Source organism: Novispirillum itersonii, assembly GCF_014205675.1.
Classification (GTDB): domain Bacteria; phylum Pseudomonadota; class Alphaproteobacteria; order Rhodospirillales; family Rhodospirillaceae; genus Novispirillum; species Novispirillum itersonii_A.
The window spans coordinates 604,745-623,275 of record NZ_JACIIX010000001.1; the positions used below are offsets into that span (position 1 = coordinate 604,745).

5 protein-coding genes are annotated in these 18,531 nt (G+C 60.0%); all 5 read right to left on the reverse strand.

All coding sequences use genetic code 11. The features are described 5' to 3' along the window. Positions 1-11: 11 nt before the first annotated feature. Positions 12-8,042, reverse strand: coding sequence for a hypothetical protein (locus FHS48_RS02825; protein ID WP_184261140.1), 8,031 nt, complete (start codon positions 8,040-8,042; stop codon positions 12-14). Continuing rightward, positions 7,997-12,724 (reverse strand): hypothetical protein, encoded by a 4,728-nt coding sequence (locus tag FHS48_RS02830; RefSeq protein WP_184261143.1) that lies wholly within the window; start codon positions 12,722-12,724, stop codon positions 7,997-7,999. The genes FHS48_RS02825 and FHS48_RS02830 overlap by 46 nt, the downstream gene beginning before the upstream one ends. A 135-nt stretch (positions 12,725-12,859) precedes the next feature. Beyond that, positions 12,860-14,212 carry an HlyD family type I secretion periplasmic adaptor subunit gene (locus FHS48_RS02835; RefSeq protein ID WP_184261146.1) on the reverse strand — a complete coding sequence of 451 codons (1,353 nt, stop codon included), beginning with the start codon at positions 14,210-14,212 and terminating at the stop codon, positions 12,860-12,862. After that, a complete protein-coding gene (locus tag FHS48_RS02840) occupies positions 14,202-16,457 on the reverse strand; it encodes a peptidase domain-containing ABC transporter (RefSeq protein ID WP_184261148.1) in 2,256 nt (751 codons plus the stop codon). The genes FHS48_RS02835 and FHS48_RS02840 overlap by 11 nt, the downstream gene beginning before the upstream one ends. 15 nt (positions 16,458-16,472) lie before the next feature. Then, positions 16,473-18,239, reverse strand: coding sequence for a peptidase domain-containing ABC transporter (locus FHS48_RS02845; RefSeq protein WP_184261151.1), 1,767 nt, complete (start codon positions 18,237-18,239; stop codon positions 16,473-16,475). Between the last annotated feature and the right edge of the window lie 292 nt (positions 18,240-18,531).

An 18,531-nucleotide genomic window follows, 5' to 3' on the forward strand; every position in this document is an offset into this window, starting at 1 on the left:
AAGAACCGACTTTAAGAGGCGAGGCTCATCGAGGCGACCGTGGCATGGAGATGGTCGTCAGTGGTCGGGGTAGTGACATCCCCGGCCGAGCCATGGTTGACATCCAGACCGGCCATATCGGCGCTGCTGGTATCGCTGGCCGCGATCAGATGCGCCGCATCCGTTCCATCAACGCTGACACTGTCGTTGACCGCCCCGGTCCCATGCTCGGACAGAGCAAGGGAGTTGTAGGAGTCAATCGCCGACGCATCCGGCCCCTGCAACGCCGCAGAGTGGTCCGCCGGAGCCTGTTCGCTGGACAGGAACGTATCCCACGTATCCGGCCCGGTCTGCTGCGGCTGGGTCTGACCGTGGTCAGCCTGTGCTGCGGCGTCCGTTCCGGCAGCCTGATCCTTCCCGGCGTCCACCACAAGGGACGGATCCGCCGGATGGGCAGGATCAACCGGGTGCGCCGGATCCGCAGGCGAAGCCGGGGCCGCAGCGTGATCCGTGCCAGAAGCCACCTCTTCCGCCGGTTTTTCCACCGGGGGTGCGGCAGCGTCCGCCTTCGGATCAGCAGCTGCATCGTCCTCAGCCTTGGCAACCGCGGCAGCGTCTGCCGGATGCTCCGGCGTCGCAGATGCCGGGGTCACCGCCGCATGGGCCGCCGGATCCGTCACCGCATCGGCCGCAACAGGCTCCTGCGTTGCCGGGGCCGTCTCGGCCATCTGATGCAGATGATCCGCGACCGATCCCTGCGCCTCGGTCGAAACCGCCGACAGGTTGGCCAGCAGCTCTTTCCCGGTGGCACCGGTCTGCGTCTGCAACGCCGCGTTATTGTCGGAAATTGCTTCCGCCATCTCCTGCACCAGACCGTTCGGCAGGGTTCCTGCCCCGGCAGCGGTCAACGCGCCCTGCACCAGATCGGCAGCCCCGGTGGTCAGGGCCGACAGGCCATGTTCATCCACCGCCGCAACCACCTGCTGGAGAGCAATCTTCGCCGCATCAGCATTGCTGATCCCCGGATTGCTGCCTTCGATCACCGACGTCAGCATCGAGACGGTGTTCTGCACCATCATCCCGGCGCGAAGGATGTCACCGGCCTGCGCCGACTGCGCCCCATCCGCCACCAGCGTGGCCACCGGGTCAAAGTTCTGGAGGTCGATACCATTCAGGGTCTGCGGATCCATCTCCAGCTTATCGACCAGCCATTCCGCCGCCGACTGACCATGCTGAGAGCCGATGGAGTCCAGAACGGTGGTCAGCGGGGTCAGGGTCGATCCGGTGCCGATGAAGACACCGTCCACCGGCTTGCCGGTGGCGGAGTCAATCCCGCCGATGGAAATGAAGCGGCCGGGCACACTGGTATCGACGTTCAGGGTAACTTCCCCGAATTCGTTGGTGTAACCCATCACTTCATTGTCATCGCGGACACCGTCGCCGTCGGTGTCATAGAACACCGTCGCCCCCTGCACGTAGGGGTCAATCACCTTAATGGTGACGGCCGTCGCGGTGTGGTCAACTGTCACTTTGAGAGCAGCCTGATCAAAGTCAGACGTTCCGTTGGTTTCCGTAGCGACAGCTTTAAAGACCATATCCCAATGACCATTCGCCTCCCCCTGCGGAGCGGTAAAGGCCACATCCTTCAGATACGCCGGGTCAAGCGACCAGACACCGTTACCAAGATCAGTGGCATGGGTAAGACTCCCCCCGGATGGCACACCCGTAATCGTAAACGTCAGAGTCTCGCTCAGGTCCGTATGGACCACAGACAGGTTCAACGGTATTGCGGTGCCTGAATTGGTAACAATCTCAGCACCTTTCGCATCAGGTTGCTGCGCGACCGTATTGATCGAAACCGTGAACCCACCTGCTGACTTTACCGCGGCCCCGCCGTTATCCGGGTCGCGTGCCGTCGCGACCACCGACAGGGAATAACTGGCGGCAGCATTAGCGGGAGGAATAAAGCTCAGATCATGCAGATCGTCAGCCTGCACAACCCAGTTCCCATTTGCATCAGGGCTGCCATGCGACAGCCGCCCCCCGCTTGGCACGCCGGATACTGTCACGGTCAGAAGAGTCTCAGCGCGGTCAACATCAGCCAGAGCCGCCGTAATCTTCAGCGGAATTGCATCGTGATCATTTCCACTGACATTCTGCACTGTCACAGACGGTATATCGGCAACCGGCCTGACCGTAATCGGCGTTGTCGCTGTGACCGGGGCGGAAACAACAGACCCGTCCTGACTCACAGCAGATACCGACAGTGAGAATACACCATTATAATTATCCGGGAGCTTAAGGGTAAGTCCCGAAAGATCCGTTGCAGAAACAGTGTAAGACCCGTCGGCATTCAGAATCCCTTTATTCAGAGTTGCCCCTGCCGGGAAGCCGGACACCGTAACGTTGACAGCTTCTGAAGAATCCGGGCTATTGGCTTCAATACTCAGGGGAATAGAGTTCCCACCCAGATCCTCATCCCGTGCAGGCACAGGCCCGACAGTCAATATCGGGGTATTTGCCACCGGATTTACGGTCACATCGAATTCTTTCTCCGTAACAGCAAAATCTTTATTCACCCCTTCTGTTGCGGTGGCCACCACCTTCAGGGTATAGGTCCCGCTGTCGTAAGCCGACATCCGCAACTGTACCGCTGAAAGCGCCCCGGCAGGAACAGTCCAGACGCCATCGGCATTCACCGTTCCGTGCGACAATGTCGCATCTGCCGGAACACCCAGAATCTTGACAACAAGCGTTTCAGATCCATCCAGGTCTTTCAGTGTTGCTCCAAGCTTCAACGGAATCCCTGTAGCTCCTTCGTTTCCGACAACATCCTGGGCTGTCACATCCGGTGCATCGGCAACAGCCGCCACCTTCACTTCTACCGGACGATAACCATCCGCATCAGCGGCGGCGCTGCTCGCCGTACTGCCGTTATCATCCGAAACAACTTTGACCCGCAGCGTAAAATCAGCATCAGAATACGGAGGCGGAACAATCTTGAATCCGCCAACCCCAGAATTGAGGATCGCTTTGACCTGAATATCATCGAACACCCAGGTTTTCCCATCCCCAGAAAGAACACCCAACGGCTGACCATTGACTTCAAAAGTCGCACCACTTGGTACATCCGTAATCATAAGGGTCAGCTTTTCATTCACCGCACCATATTGAATATTCAAATTCAGCGGTGTTGCCACCCCTTCGGTCACACTCAGAGTAGAAGGAGGCTCAATATCCGGCCTGTCCGCGACCGGGTTCACTTTGACAGTGATTGAGGCATTGGTATCGAGGCTCTGTTCATAAAGCCCTCGCTCCCAACCGGTTGCCGTCACCTTAACCTGCATATCCCCGTTGAAGTCCCGTGGAGGAACCACATACACGTCTTTCAGGTCATCCGGCTTCAGGACCCAGACGTTAACGCTCTGGTTATTTCCATCCGTGCCTGTGTTCCCAGACAGAACATGCCCCTGACTGTCAACCAGAGCAGCCCCTACCGGTATACGGATCTGGATAGACAACAGTTCAGAGCCATCGTTATCTTTCAGGGCCGCAGCCACATCCAACTTAATGGCTGTGTCTTCATCCCCCCTGAAGTCATACCCCATACCGGTCTCGGTGGGCGTAACCGTCAGCGTTGCACCATTCGTTTCCGGCGTGACAATCACACTGACATTCTGCGATGTCGTTTTTTCACTGCCCCCGTCCTTGGTGGTCGCATGAACCGTAAAGGTCAAAGTCCCGCTGTAGTAATCGGCAGGCACAGCCTTCAGAGACTGCAACTGCGCCAGCGTCAGATTACTGAGGTCAGTCACCGGGTCGCCATTGCCATCGACGAACGACACCTTTGCGGCATCGTGACCCGAAATCCAGATTTTGGTGATGGTCTCGCTGCTATCAATTTTAGCGGCGTCAAGATTCAGGGTAATCGCTCCCCCATCCTCAACCCCGGTATTCGGATTAGCCGACAGCAAGGCCCCATCCGCCTCGGCCTTGATGGAGATCACGTGGGAAACGTCGGTGGTGGCCTGCCCACCTTCCAGCTCGGTCGAAACACCGGTGACGTAGATCTTAAGGCTGCCGGAATAATGCTCGGCATCCGCCGCTGCCGGATCCCGGACAATCGACAGTGAAGCCAACTGATCTTTGGTTATCGCGTAAACATTGTAGGAGGCTTTTCCGTCACCGTTCAAAGCGAAAGCAGGCTGACCATCGGCATCACCAGCCGTCATGGTGTCGTAGGGATCAACTCCGCCGGGCAACCCGGTCAGCATGAATCCTTTCGGCACCTTGATCAGCAACGATACGGTCTCTGATCCATCGCTGTCATTGCTGGTGACGGTGATAGCCTGAGCAAGAGAAATCGCATGATCTTCGACGGCATCAATCGTCGCGACAGACACGGTTGGCGCATCAGCCTCCGGCCGCAGAAGGATGGACCGCGTTCCGGCTGCTCCATTTACGACAGCGCCATTCTGATCAACGCCCTGCAGGCTCAGATTGATCGGGCCACCACCCGGGGTTCCGGCATATTTTCCACCTTTATCCGGCGGCGGAATGAACTCGAGAGTCGCCAGATCAGTGGCGTCAACTTTCCACGTCCCATCCGCCTGCCTGTCCCCGGCAGAGAAGGACGCCGTATCCGGCACTCCGCTGATGATCACGGCACTGACACCCGACGGGGCCGTCAACCCAAGATGCGAGACCGGGATATCTTCAACCCCGTTAACCGTCGAAGTCCCGAAGGAACTGCCCGACCCACCGTTACCCCCACCACCCGGGGTGCCGCCGCCATTGTCACCACCACCACCCGGATTACCGCCACCGCCGGGGGTGCTGTTATCTGTCCAGACGATCGTAACAGGCTCAAAGCTTGACGCCTGACGCTCAGCCCCGGATCCATCTTTTTCAGTCGCAATGACAGTGACCGTAAGGTTCAGGGAATTCAGAGGGGTAAATGATCCATTCTCATCCCGCTGCCCCCACGGGGCCCAGACTTTGATGGCATCCTCCGCCAGCGGCCCCCCGGTTTCAGTCCGCAGCGCATTCAGGGTCTCCGCATCTATGGTCCAGGATCCCTGCCCGTCAGATCCAATGCCGTTGTTACTGCCAATGATCTTCCACGTTCCGTCACCCCCCTGATGCACGAGCACAGCACCATTAGGCATGCCACTCACCACCAGAGAAATCAGCTCGGAGTGGTCCTGTACAACAGCACCGTTTTCCGTATGGCCGGTTTCACCGCTGATTGCCTTCAGACTCAAAGACGCAGGCGTCCCGATCCCCGGCTGCGTGATCACAGTTTTTCCATCTGTAACCACATCATCAATACCGACAGTCGGCTTATCCGCGACGGGATTAACCGTGATTGACTTATTCACGTCAAAGGGCTGAGAAACACCGGAGGCGTCCTTCACTGTGACTTTCAGGGTATAATCAACCCGTGCGTCTGGCCCGCCCAGATCTTTCCGGGAATCATCCGGTGTCAGAATCAGGCTGTCATATGCACGCAGATCAGCCTCTCCGTTAATCTCGTAACGGCCATCAACCGCATCCCACTCCAGAGTCAGGCCAGTATCCGTTTTAATACTGAATCCTTTGATCTGACTGCTCAGAACAAGGCCAGTAATCGTCTCAGAGTGATCACTGTCGCCCGGAGACACCCCCAGAGGAATTGTCAGAAGGCCATCTTCCAAACCCGCTGACGGCGAATCCACCTGTGGCTGATCCGGCACCGCATCAATCGTGATATTGATCGGATGCGTCTCAACCCGGACATCACCGTCATTCTCGGTAGAGCGGACCTCCAGACCGATCGACAGCTTGGTACCATCCGGGTAGTTGTTAGCAAAATCCTTCGGGGGATTAAGCTTCAAAGAGCTGATGTAATCGGGGTCAATGGACCAGCGCCCATTCCCCAACGGGATCATAGCGTCCTCAGGCACGCCGGACAGGGTAAACCCGGCGGGAAGAGACTTCAGATCAACAACGTAGCTGATCGTTTCGGAGCCATCAGTATCTTTGAAAATCAGGTTCTTCAACCCGAGGTCAACCGGTTGATCTTCCACGCCCTTGGCGTCAATCGCCTGATGATTTACCAGCGGCTGAACAACACCGTTCTCACCCTTAAAGCCGACAACCCCATCGGCGACCCCGATGATGTCCACCTTAACCTGCTCAGAGAACTCCTTGTAGTCACCACCATGCCGTTCCGTAGAGCGGACAGTCACCGTCATGGTGAAGTCTCTGTTGGAATCCTCCGGCGGAAGCAGTTTAAGACCGCTGAGTTGCTCTTTCGTAAAGCTCCAGGACTGACTGCCGGAATTATACGCTCCAGTCAGTTCAACAAAGACACCCCCAACGACATGACCGAATTTGACCCCGGCAGGAACACCGCTGACAGTCACCGAAATGGTTTCTGAGCCATCCTTATCAACCAACTGAGGATTGATATAGACGTCAAGCGGGGTATCTTCCTTCCCGACAACAGACTTGATCACTGCTGTCGGCATATCCGCCACCGGCGTGATATCAACCGTCAGCGGGATTGTCTTGGTCTCCAGACTCCCTTCGGAACCATCTTTCCAAGTAACAGTGACACTCAGTTGCTTCGCCCCGTCGGTGGCCTCATGCTCGGGCAGCTTAATTTTCAGGTTTGACAGATTGCTCAGACTCGTGACCGACCACGCCCCCTCTCCCTGAGACGTTGCGCCGACAATCTCCCACCCATCAGGCACACCGGAAATGGTGATGGATCTGACGGTTTCAGAATTATCAATGTCCAGCGTCTTGGCGGTCAGACCAAGAGAGAACTGATTTCCACTACCATCTTCCTTTCCGACCACCGGACCGGCAGTAATATCAATATCAGGCTCCGTCACGGCCTTGACGGTGATTGTTCCGTCGAACGTCTCTATCCTGGTATCAACCGGCGATCCCGTCGCAGTGTCGGTTGTCGTCACCACATACTGGACTTTGATATCTTTATCGCTGTCTTTCGCGGGCTGCATCCGCAGACCATCAATCTTATAGGCATCGGCCGTGTCACGGGTACCGCTGACAGGTTTGATGGCACCGGCAGGCACGACAATACTGTATGACCCATTATTATTGACGATTGTCAGTTCTGTTTCGACCCCGTCAATCTTTGCCCACCACTTTGATCCGGCAATATCAGCAGCACTGGCATTTCCGCCACTTCCGGGCAGCAGCTTTATAACAATGCCGGTCACTTCCTCATGCCCTGCACCGGACTGGGTATCGTCCTTATCCCCCAAGGAGAAGGTCACGTTAAGGCTTTCAGCCGTATCTTCCTCCGTGGTCACACTCAGGCCAGAGGCAGTGACTTCGTCTGCCTGTGGCCGGACCGTAACAGTCTGTGTCCCCAGAGAAACCAGATTGGATTTCGGGATCTCCGACGTTGCGAGGTCCCGTTCCACAGTCCAGACCTCGACAGACACGTTAAATTGACCGGCATAGTTTTCAGGTGGATCAACGGCCAGATTCTTAAACTGATCCTCAGACAGTCCCGATACCTCAAGAGAACCACCATTGTTCACAACCGTAACAGCAGTCTTATTGTCCTGCGCATCAACAACGTAAAGGGTTGATCCGGCAGGAATCCCCGTCAGTTTAGCAGAAATCGTCTCAGACCCGTCTTTATCAACCAGATTTATCGACAGATTCAGCTTTACCGGATCTTTGGGATCCTCAATTCCGATGGCGGGTGCAACAGTCCACGAGGCATTGGTCGGATCAAGGGTCCCCTTACCGTCAAACTGTAAATAAACGGGCACGGAGTAAGCCGTATTATCCCGGGTATCTTCAGCACCATTATTCGTGCCTCCGGTGTCAGACGGCGTATCCACAGCCTTGGCCCGGGCGTAAATCCGAAAATCATTATCAGAGTTAGGCTTAGAACGAACCACCAGATTTGCAGCCTGATCGACAGGCACATTATACCAGGTCAGCGAGGCTCCACCGCTGACAGCCGATCCTGTCTCTGATGTCAGGCCGGTCACCGATCGGAACACACCATTGCCGTCGTAATAGCCGACCTGCACCAAAGATAAAGATGCGTCATTGGCCTGACCGGTCTTGGTCGTAATCGCAACCTGTATGACTGAACAGACTCGTTGGCGTCTCCGGGATCTCCGGTCACTGCCACCAGATTGATCGGGTAATCTCCGGCGTCTTCAACAAGTTGCCGCGCACCATTCCCCAGAGTGGGACCGGATACAATTTTCCCGGAAGCATCAGTCAACGTCAGCGTCGGCGTCTCTGCCACCGCGTCAATCCGCACCGTCATCGTCTTGGTGATTTCCGTCGTCGCCACCTGCGAGCCGTCGGGGTTCTGGTCCTTCACGCTGAAGGTGACCGACAGAACATCATCCACATCACTATCCGGTGCGGGGCGATACTTCAGCCCCGACAGCTGGGATGGGGTCAGCTCATAGTTTCCATCGGCGTTAGGGACCAAAGGCACGTCCAACGATGACACCAGCTTGGCATTCGGATCGAGACCACTGATCGTCACCTTGGTAACGGTTTCGGATCCATCCGTGTCGGCCCCCAAGGTACCCGGAATGGCAATCCCCAGCGCCACATCGGTGCCTTCCTTGGTACCAATACTGTTGAGCGTGAAGTTCTGCGCATCAGCATCCACCACCGGAGCCACCTTGATGGTGACATGCGTGGTGTCAGAAGCCGAAACAACACCAAACGACGTGTCCTTCTCCGTCGAGGTGGCTTTGACCGTCAGCGTCCATTCGCCCGAGGCATTGTCCGGAGCCTTGAACTGGAGGGCATCCAGCCCGCCGGCAGCCTTGATCTGGGCTTCCGTGAGGGTCAGGGTTCCGTTGGAAACCCCCAGGACCTTCCCGGTGGCATCAAGGATCTTCCCACCAGCCGGAATCCCACTGATTTCCACCGTCAGATCTTCCGATCCATCGGTATCGGTCTTCACCGCCGACAGGCCCAGGCCGACCGCCACATCCTCGTTAGTGGACACAACGGCCTGTGCAACCGACGCTACCGGGGCATCCTCGGTCGGCCGCACCGTAACCGCCAGATCCTGTGCGTCAGAGGTGATGGTGTTGCCGAACCCGTCAGACACCGTCAGCGTCACGCTGAGTGTAAAATCATCATCGCTATTGGCGGGCGGCTTGACGCTCAGGCTGCCGATGTCAGCCTTGTCAACAATCCACGTTCCATTGGCCCCGGCATGGCCGACATTAAACGTCGCACCGGACGGAATATTGCTGATGGTGATGTGATCAACGGTTTCCGACGCATCCTTCAGCACCGGCGTCACCGACAGGCTGATAGCCACCGAGTCTTCCTTGCCCGTTGCCGGGGTCATGGTCAGCGTACCGCCATCCACCACCGATTTGAAAGTGATCGGGATCTCAATACTGGTCGAAGCCTGCTGTTCTGACGCTGTCGCAGCAGTGTTCGCCTCTGTCGACGTTGCCGTCACCTTCAGCGTCACCGGAGTCCGGTAATACTTACCCGGATCCAGGGTCAGGTCCTTCAACTGTTCCGGCGTCAGGGTATAGCTGTGATCCGGGTTAGCTGTCAGGGTGGTATCGCCACTCTTCAGAATGGCGTTGGTCGGCACCCCTTCAATCCTGATGCTCAGGCTTTCGTTGGTCATATCGGTCAGGGCCGACGTGATATCCAGCGTCACCGCCGTGCCCTCAGTCCCCGGAATGGTCCCCACCGGGCCGGTCAGGGTCGGGGCATTGGCAACCGGTGTTACCTCAACCTTCAGATCCTGTGCGTCAGAGGTGATGGTGTTGCCGAACCCGTCAGACACCGTCAGCGTCACGCTGAGTGTGAAATCATCATCGCTATAATCCAGTGGACTCACCGTCAGGCTGCTGATGTCCGCCTTATCGACAATCCACGAGCCATTGGCACCGGCATGGCCGACATTAAACCTCGCACCGGACGGAATATTGCTGATGGTGATGAAGTCAACGGTTTCCGACGCATCCGGCAGAACCGGCGTCACTGACAGTCTGATCTCCGAGCTTTCCTTGCCCGTCGCCGGGGACATGGTCAGCGTACCGCCATCCACCACAGACTTGAAAGTGATCGGGATCTCAATACTGGTCGAAGCCTGCTGTTCTGACGCTGTCGCAGCAGTGTTCGCTTCTGTCGACGTTGCCGTCACCTTCAGCGTCACCGGAGTCCGGTAATACTTACCCGGATCCAGGGTCAGGTCCTTCAACTGTTCCGGCGTCAGGGTATAGCTGTGATCCGGGTTAGCTGTCAGGGTGGTATCGCCACTCTTCAGAATGGCGTTGGTCGGCACCCCTTCAATCCTGATGCTCAGGCTTTCGTTGGTCATATCGGTCAGGGCCGACGTGATATCCAGCGTCACCGCCGTGCCCTCAGTCCCCGGAATGGTCCCCACCGGGCCGGTCAGGGTCGGGGCATTGGCAACCGGTGTTACCTCAACCTTCAGATCCTGTGCGTCAGAGGTGATGGTGTTGCCGAACCCGTCAGACACCGTCAGCGTCACGCTGAGTGTGAAATCATCATCGCTATAATCCAGTGGAGTCACCGTCAGGCTGCTGATGTCCGCCTTATCGACAATCCACGAGCCATTGGCCCCGGCATGGCCGACGTTAAACTTCGCACCGGTCGGAATGTTGTTGATGGTGATGAAGTCAACGTTTTCCGACGCGTCCTTCAGCACCGGCGTCACCGACAGGCTGATAGCCGAATCTTCCTTCCCCGTCGCCGGGGGCAGGGTCAGCGTACCGCCATCCACCACCGACTTGAAAGTGATCGGGATCTCAATACTGGTCGATGCCTGCTGTTCCGACGCCACCGCCGCCGGATTCACTTCCGTCGACGTGGCCGTCACTTTCAGCGTCACCGGAGTCCGGTCATTCTCACCCGGCTTCAGGGTCAGGCTGGCCAGTTGCTCTGGCCGCAGGGTATAGCTTCCGTCAGCATTGGCCGAAAGCAGGGTCGCACCGCTCTTCAGGGTGGCGTTGGCAGGGACCCCTTCAATCCTGATGCTGAGGGTTTCGTTGGTGCTATCGGTCAGGGCCGAGGCGATATCCAGCGTCACCGCCGTGTCTTCGGTCCCGGCGATGGTCCCCACCGGGCCGGTCAGGGTCGGAGTGTCGGCGACCGGGGTCACCGTCACCGGCAGATCAACGGCAACGGTCTTGCTGTTGCCGTTGGCGGTTTCGGTGGTGGTGACGCTGATCTTCAGCGTGAAATCATCATCACTGTTGACCGGCGGCTTGACGCTCAGGCCCGCCAACTGGGCCGGGGTCAGGGTGTAAGAACCATCCGGACCGGCGGCAAGCGCCTTGCCGTTCTGCGACAGCACCGCGCCGGCCGGGACGTTGGAGATGACAACGCTCATCACCTCGGAGCCATCGGTATCGGTCAGCGCCGCCGACACATCCAGCGTGATATCGTTATCTTCTTTGCCCGTCGCGGCCTTCACCGTCACGTCGGCAGCATCGGCCACCGGAGTGATGACGATGCTGGTGCTCGCGACAGAGCTCTTGGCGTCGCCGTTGGCGGTTTCCGTTGAGGTCGAGGTGACGGTCAGGTTGATAGTGCCGCTGAAATTCTTCGGCGGGGTCATCGTCAGACCGGCAAGCTGGTCACTGGTCAGGGACCATGTACCGTCGGCATTGCGGGTCCCGGCGCTGAGAGTGGCCCCGGCCGGAACCCCGGCCAGCTGCACGCTCAGAACTTCGGAGCCGTCGGTATCAACCAGACGGGTATCAATGTTCAGGGCAACGGCGGTGTCTTCATCGACCGGATTCGCCGGGGTGATCGACACCGGCGGCTGATCGGCGACCGGAATCACGGTCAACGGCACAGCATAAGAACTGGTGGCGCTGTCACCGCCAAGGCCGGTGGTCGTGGCCTCAATCCGCATGGTGACGGAACCGGAATAGTTCTCCGGCGGCGTCACCACCAGCCCGGGCAGATCCGCGCCGGTCAGGATCCAGGTATCGCCGGACTGGGTACCACGGTTCAGCACCGTTCCCGGCGGCAGACCGGAAATGACAACACGGACGGTTTCCCCCGCCGCAGGGATCAGGCTGTTCAGGTTCAGCGCCAGACCGGTGTCTTCCGGGGTCGTCTGCGGACCAATGGACAGTCCCGGCGCAACGGCGGGCGGCAGCTCTACGGTCGTCTCTTCAACGGGGGCGGCCTGAACCTGTGACAGGGTCGGCGCCGCCTGCTGCACCAGAGGTGCCTGCTCGACCGCGGCCGCAGGCTGAACGATTGCGGTATCCTGTGTTCCGGCGACCTGCGTCTCGGTCACCGGATCATCCCGCCGGGGTGTCGGGGCCTGCTGCACGGTGGCTTCCGGCTGCTGGCCGTCCCGGGCGGGGGCAGCCTGCTCCTCCGGGGCCGCCTGCGGCACCGTTGTCACCGCCGGAGCTTCGACCGGATCCCGGTTGAGCTGCCCCTCTTCGGTCGGGCGGGCTTCAATGCCCAGATTAAGGCTGCTGGGGTCAAGGTCACGACGGCTGCCGGTATGCACCGTACCCAGCCCGGCGATGTTTTCGTCGGAAGCGGCGGAAGGATCATCGATCGCGCGCTCGATCGCATCCATGTCGCCGTCCAGCTCATCATCGCCGGTCTGCTGCGGTGCCTGTTGTGCAGGCCCTTCCGCAACAGTGGATGTACTGACCGGGGTCTCCGAGGTCAGCTGGATTTCTTCCGGTTCAACAACGCGTGTCGTTTCTTCAGCCATAATGTCCCCCAATACCCCGACGAATAGGGCGTCCTCAAGTTTAGCACAGTTATCCGGTGACGCCCAGAACAGCCCCTAATTCTGAATGGGTGTCACCGTAGGTTTAAGGTCTTAGACCGGCCCTGACCGTTCGACTTATCTCTCGGTGAAGGCCTGTGTTGCAGCGATGTAGACAGGTTTCAACAGATATTCGATCAAAGTTTTCTCACCAGTCAGAACATCGGCCTGCACCACCATGCCCGGGATCAGGCGGTTGTGCTGCTTGCCCACCCAGTCCTGAGCCAAAGAAATTTTAGCCTTGTAGTAAGGCTGGTTCTGTTCGTCGAAGAACGTGGTGGCCGAGACCTGCTCCAGCTTGCCGTCAATACTCCCATAACGTGCAAAGTCAAAGGCTGTGACCTTTACGCGCACAGTCTGCCCGACCGCAACGGCCCCGACATCCTTGGTGGCAATACGCGACTCGACCTGAAGCTCACCGTCTTCCGGCACGATTTCCATCAGCAGCTGCCCCGGCGCAATCACCTCACCGGAGTGATTCACCGCCAGCCCCTTGATGACCCCATCCATCGGGGAGCGGACCACCAGACGGCTGACCTTATCGCGGGCCCGGTTCAGGTTTTCCTGCACCTCGGCCAGCTCACTGGTCACGGCACCAAGGCGGCTCATCGCATCCTCACGGCCGACGCTGACCAGTTCCGTCAGCTGCTTTCTGGCTTCCTCAATCGCCGAACGGACCGTCTCCAGACGGCCCATGGCGCGGGCCCGCTCCGCCTGAACGGTGGCCAGTTCGCGCTCTGCCCGCAGCAGATTGACGCGCGAACCGATCCCTTTATCGAACAGGCTTTTGTAAACGTCGCGTTCCTGCGTCAGAACGTCGATCTGGCGGTTGGTCGCCGCCAGTTCCCGCAGAATCCCCTCCTGCTCGGCCTCGCGCTGCTCAAGCCGGGACTGCAACACCGCCCGGCGGTCAAACAGGGACTGTTCCTGCGCCCGCAGGATGGCGATCTGGTCCTGTCCCAACCCCATATAGAGATCTGCCGACGCGCCACCGTCGAATGCGCTACCGCTGGCAAAAGCACGCAGGCGGGCCGCCTGTAACTCCAGACTGGCCTTCCGGGCCAGCAGCTGGCCTTCTTCGGCCTCGAATCCGGCCGGATCAAGCACCGCCACCGGATCCCCGGCCTTGATGCGCATACCTTCCCGCACCGGGATGGCCCGGATGATACCGCCTTCAAAATGCTGAATCTTCTGCACAGAGCCTTTGACAACAACCTGCCCGGACGTCACCGCGGTTTCCGCCACCGGCTGGGTGGAGGCCCAGACCGTAAAAGCCAGCACAAAAGCAGAAACCGACAGGATCGTTTTCCGCCGCTGATCCCGGATGTCTTCCTCCAGATGCACCACATGGGCCATCGGGCGGGGCTTGCGGCGGCCCCGCTCAACGACCGGATGCGCCATCACGTCTTGGATCATGGTTTCAGGAGGCATTGGTATTCTCCCCGGCGTTCACCTGCGGCGCAGCACCGGCCGTGTTGGGTGTCGTATTCGGTTTCAGGGTATCGACCGGAACAAAGCGGACGACCTGCCCGTCCCGCAGTTCCAGCAGCTTGTCACACAGACGGACATGGCTCGGGCGGTGGGTCACCACCAGCACCGTCGCCCGCCCCTTCAGGTGACGGATCACGTTCATCAGGGCGGTATCGCCGTCAAAGTCCAGACCGCCCGCCGGTTCGTCGAGAAGCACAATCGGCGCATCCTTGCGCAGCAGGACCCGGGCCAGCGCAATACGGGTGCGCACGCTGGGCGAGGCGACCTTCTGGTCCCCGAACCGGGTTTCCAGCCCCTGCGGCAGTTCCCGGGTATCGTTCAGAATCCCGGCCTTTTCCGCCGCCTCCCGCAGTTCCTCCGGAGTCGCCGAGGGATCGGACAGCTGAATGTTCTGGGCCACCGTGCCGCGCAGGATTTCCGGATCCTCCGGGGAATAGGCGATCACGCGGCGGTATTCCACCGGATCAAACCGGCGGACATCCATGCCATCAATCTTCACCATCCCGGTCTGACCGCGCAGCATCCCGGCCACACTTTTGATCAGGGTCGTTTTACCGGCACCGTTGCGGCCGACCACGGCCACCACTTCACCCGGCTTGACGTCGAAGGTGACGCCCAGCAGCGCCGGTTCACTGTCCTGACTGTAGCGCAGGCTGAAGCGGTTGACGCTGAGGGCCCCGCCGAGAGCCCGTACCGGACGGATCAGCGCATTAGGAGCCCGCTCCGGCGGCATTTCCATCAGCCGGTCAATCTGACGGGCCGAAGACTGCACCTGTTCCGAACGGGCCAGAACCATAAACCCGGCCTGAAACGGCGCCAGCGCACGCCACAGCAGGATCATGGTGGCAATCAGGCCGCCGGTGGTGATCCAGCCATGCATGGCCGCCGTCGCCCCGAACCACAGGGTGACAATGCCGCAGGTCATCACAATCCCCTGCGCCAATACCGACAGCAGCGCCGTGGTGCGGGCGGTGGCAAAGTTGGCCTGCGCCGCCCGGGCAGACCGGACCCGGTACCGTTCCAGCCACACCCCCAGCGCCCCGGAGGTGCGCAGCAGACGGTGACGGCGGATCGCCTCGATCGCCAGTTCCTGACGGGCCGCCACACTGCGGGCGGCCTCGGCAACCTGACGGCGCAGCGGTTCCCGCGCCCACAGGCCCAGCAGCATCAGGGCCATCGCCCCCAATGCCGGGATCAGCCCCAGCCAGCCGCCAAGGAAGAAAATGGTGGCAATGATCAGGATGGAGAACGGCACGTCCAGCACCGACTGGGCACTGGCCCCGGTCAGAAATTCACGGACGGTTTCAAAGTCCTTGATGCGGGAGATCTGGGCACCGACCGAGGCATTTTCCGTCACCGACGGCGGCAGACCCATCAGACGCTCAAAAATCGCCCGGCCGACCAGAAGGTCAATCCGTGACCCCACCTGCGCCAGCAGACGGGTCCGCTGCGACCGCAGCACCATTTCCGCCGCGAACGCCACCATCATCACCAGCAGCAGGGCTGCCAGCGTACTGTCCTGCGCCGAGGTGATGAAGCGGTCATAGATCGCCATCACATACATCGGCGAGGTGATCGCCAGCAGGGTGATGCAGACGGTCTGAATCATCGCCAGCATCAGATGCGGCCGGAACCGCTTCAGCGTGGACAGCAGCCAGGATCCCTGCTTCAGGGCCACGGCCTGCTCGTCGGCATCAACGATGACATCAAAGGTCAGCACCGATCCGCCGACGTCCCCGTCAATCGAGATCATGCCCTTGGCCGGATCAAACACATGGAACTGGCGGCCATCCCGTTCCAGCACCACCATCGCCAGCCCGTTATCGGGCAGGAACAGGCAGGGCAGATCCCGGTCGGGCAGACCGCTGATCGAGGCCGGGCGCATTTTGCTGGTGTAGCCAAGGTTGACCATCACCCGCCGGAAGGCGGTCAGATCCAGATCCGGCTCAAAGTACGGCAGCGCCTCGACCAGATGGCGGCTGTCACCGCTCCAGCCGAGAACCCGCAGCAGCACCGGCAGGCACAGCCCGAAGTCATTGCGCTTCAGCAGGTTTTCCGCCGGAAGCGCAAGATCGCGAAAGGCATAGCGGACCGGGGTCAGGACCTCGGCATCAACAAGGGGCGCGTCCTGCGGCGCTGCATCCGGGCGGGCCGCGACGGCGCTGTCGTTGGTCGGTGGTGTCATCTGTCCATCCCCCCCTTACGATCCGCTGCCCGGGGCAACCCCGGGTCCGGCAGCCTGTCCCGATCCCGGCAGGGCCGCCTGCGGCGGGGCCGGCGGCTTGACCGGAACCGGGGCCATCGGGTTCTCCAGCAGAAGCAGACGGCCATCCCGGATTTCATAATGAGTGGCGGCAATCCGCAACGTGGACGGACGGTGACTGACAATCACCACGCCACAGGTCGGCATCCGGCGTTCAATCGCCTCGGTCAGCCGCTGGTCCGAGGCCCCGTCCAGCAGGGCGTTGGCATCGTCGAACAGCACGATCAGCGGGTCCGCCGTCAACACCCGGCCAATGGCAATACGCTGGATCACCCCTCGCGGCAGCGAGGACCCGATCCGCCCGCCCAGCGGGGCATCAAAGCCCTGCGCCAGACTGGCCGCCACCTCGTTCAACCCCAGCTCATCCGCCACTTTCAGGGCGTCCTGCTCCCGTTCCGCATCAAACAGGGTCAGATTTTCCATCAGGGTGCCGGTGAACACCTCGCCCTGCTCCGGCAGTACGCCGATCAGGCTGGCCACCGACTGCGGATCCACCGAGGACAGATCCTGTCCATCCATCAGCACCCGCCCCTTATCGGGACGGACCTGACCGGTCATCAGCCACAGCAGCAGCGACTTCCCGCTGCCGTTTTCCCCACGGATACTGATCGATTCGCCGGGCCGGAGGGTCAGGTTGACATCCTGCACGACGAAGGTGCCGTCCGGCCGCTTGCCGTGACTGACGTTTTCCAGCGTCAGGATACCCTCGGTCACCTCCAGCGGCTTCATGGAAATATTAACCGGCATGGAGAAGGTTTCCTCCACCCGCTGGATGGCGGTATGGACGCTCTGACGGCGCAGCCACACCCCGATCCCGGCCTGAATCGGTGGGGCAATCCGGCCGGCCAGCATGGTGCAGGCCCCCAGACTGCCGACGGTCATCGCATGGTCGACCACCATCAGCGCCCCGAAGGCCACGGTCAGGACGGTCAGGGCCTGCATATAGATCGCGCTGGTAATCTGGCCATTGCCCTGCCGCACCGCCAGACCACGGCGCCCGCCCAGCGCCCCTTCCAGAAGGCGCTCGAAGCGGCGCAGCATCTGGGTTTCGGCGGACAGCGCCTTGACGGTCTGGATCCCGGACAGGGTTTCCAGCATGAAATTGAAACGGCGTTCGTCCTGTTCGCCGGTCTGCTCGGTGGCGCCGCGCAGCTGATGGCCCTGCCAGATCGACACGGCGATGAAAACAAGGGAAGCAAGGATCGGCATCAGCACCAGCCAGCCGCCAAGGAACATGATGACCGCCAGATAGATCACCACGAACGGGGCATCGACCAGAGCCAGCAGGGTCCGCCCGCCGAACTGATCGCGCAGACGGTCAATCGCCGACAGACGTTCCAGATGGGTGCCGCCGCCATCGCGTTCAAAGCCCGACAGCGGCAGACTGAGCAGACGGCGCAGGGTCTCGTAATGGCCGCGGTGTTCAAAGCGGGCCGACACCAGCCCGGCAATGCCTTCGCGCACGGTCCGCAGCAGGGCTTCCAGCACAATGGCGGTCAGCACCCCCAGCGTCAGCATGTCGAGGGTGGCCGTATTGTGGTTCGGCAGAATACGGTCATAGACCTGAAGCATGGACAGCGGCAGGGCCAGCGCCACAAGGTTGATCACCAAAGAGGCACTGACCAGTTCCGCCATATGGCGGTGTCCGGCGATCAGATCCTTCGGACGCTGTGCAGCCTGAAAACTGCGGGACAGGCCGATCATGCGGTTGCTCCTTAAAACACCTGGCAAACCGCACAGCGACGCTCAGCAGTTCATCCCGGGCGGTTCCCTTTTGGCAAGGTCACTCTGCCAGCCCGGCATAAACTTAAACACCCTTCCCGATCCGCACTGCCCGATGCCTGCGCCGCTGTGAGTCCACAACGCTATAACACCAAAGACATTAACATGTTCCCTACGCCACAGGGGTCCGGCGGACCCGACAGGGCGCAAAGTGCATATTCTGTCATATACCTACTTGCCCAAGGGTAATGGAGCCAGAAGGAGCCGTCCGGGT

Excerpts from the sequence above, each read along its gene's own strand:
- FHS48_RS02830 (WP_184261143.1), bottom strand. The coding sequence starts at position 12,724 with ATGGCTGAAGAAACGACACGCGTTGTTGAACCGGAAGAAATCCAGCTG.
- FHS48_RS02835 (WP_184261146.1), bottom strand. The coding sequence starts at position 14,212 with ATGCCTCCTGAAACCATGATCCAAGACGTGATGGCGCATCCGGTCGTT.
- FHS48_RS02840 (WP_184261148.1), bottom strand. The coding sequence starts at position 16,457 with ATGACACCACCGACCAACGACAGCGCCGTCGCGGCCCGCCCGGATGCA.
- FHS48_RS02845 (WP_184261151.1), bottom strand. The coding sequence starts at position 18,239 with ATGATCGGCCTGTCCCGCAGTTTTCAGGCTGCACAGCGTCCGAAGGAT.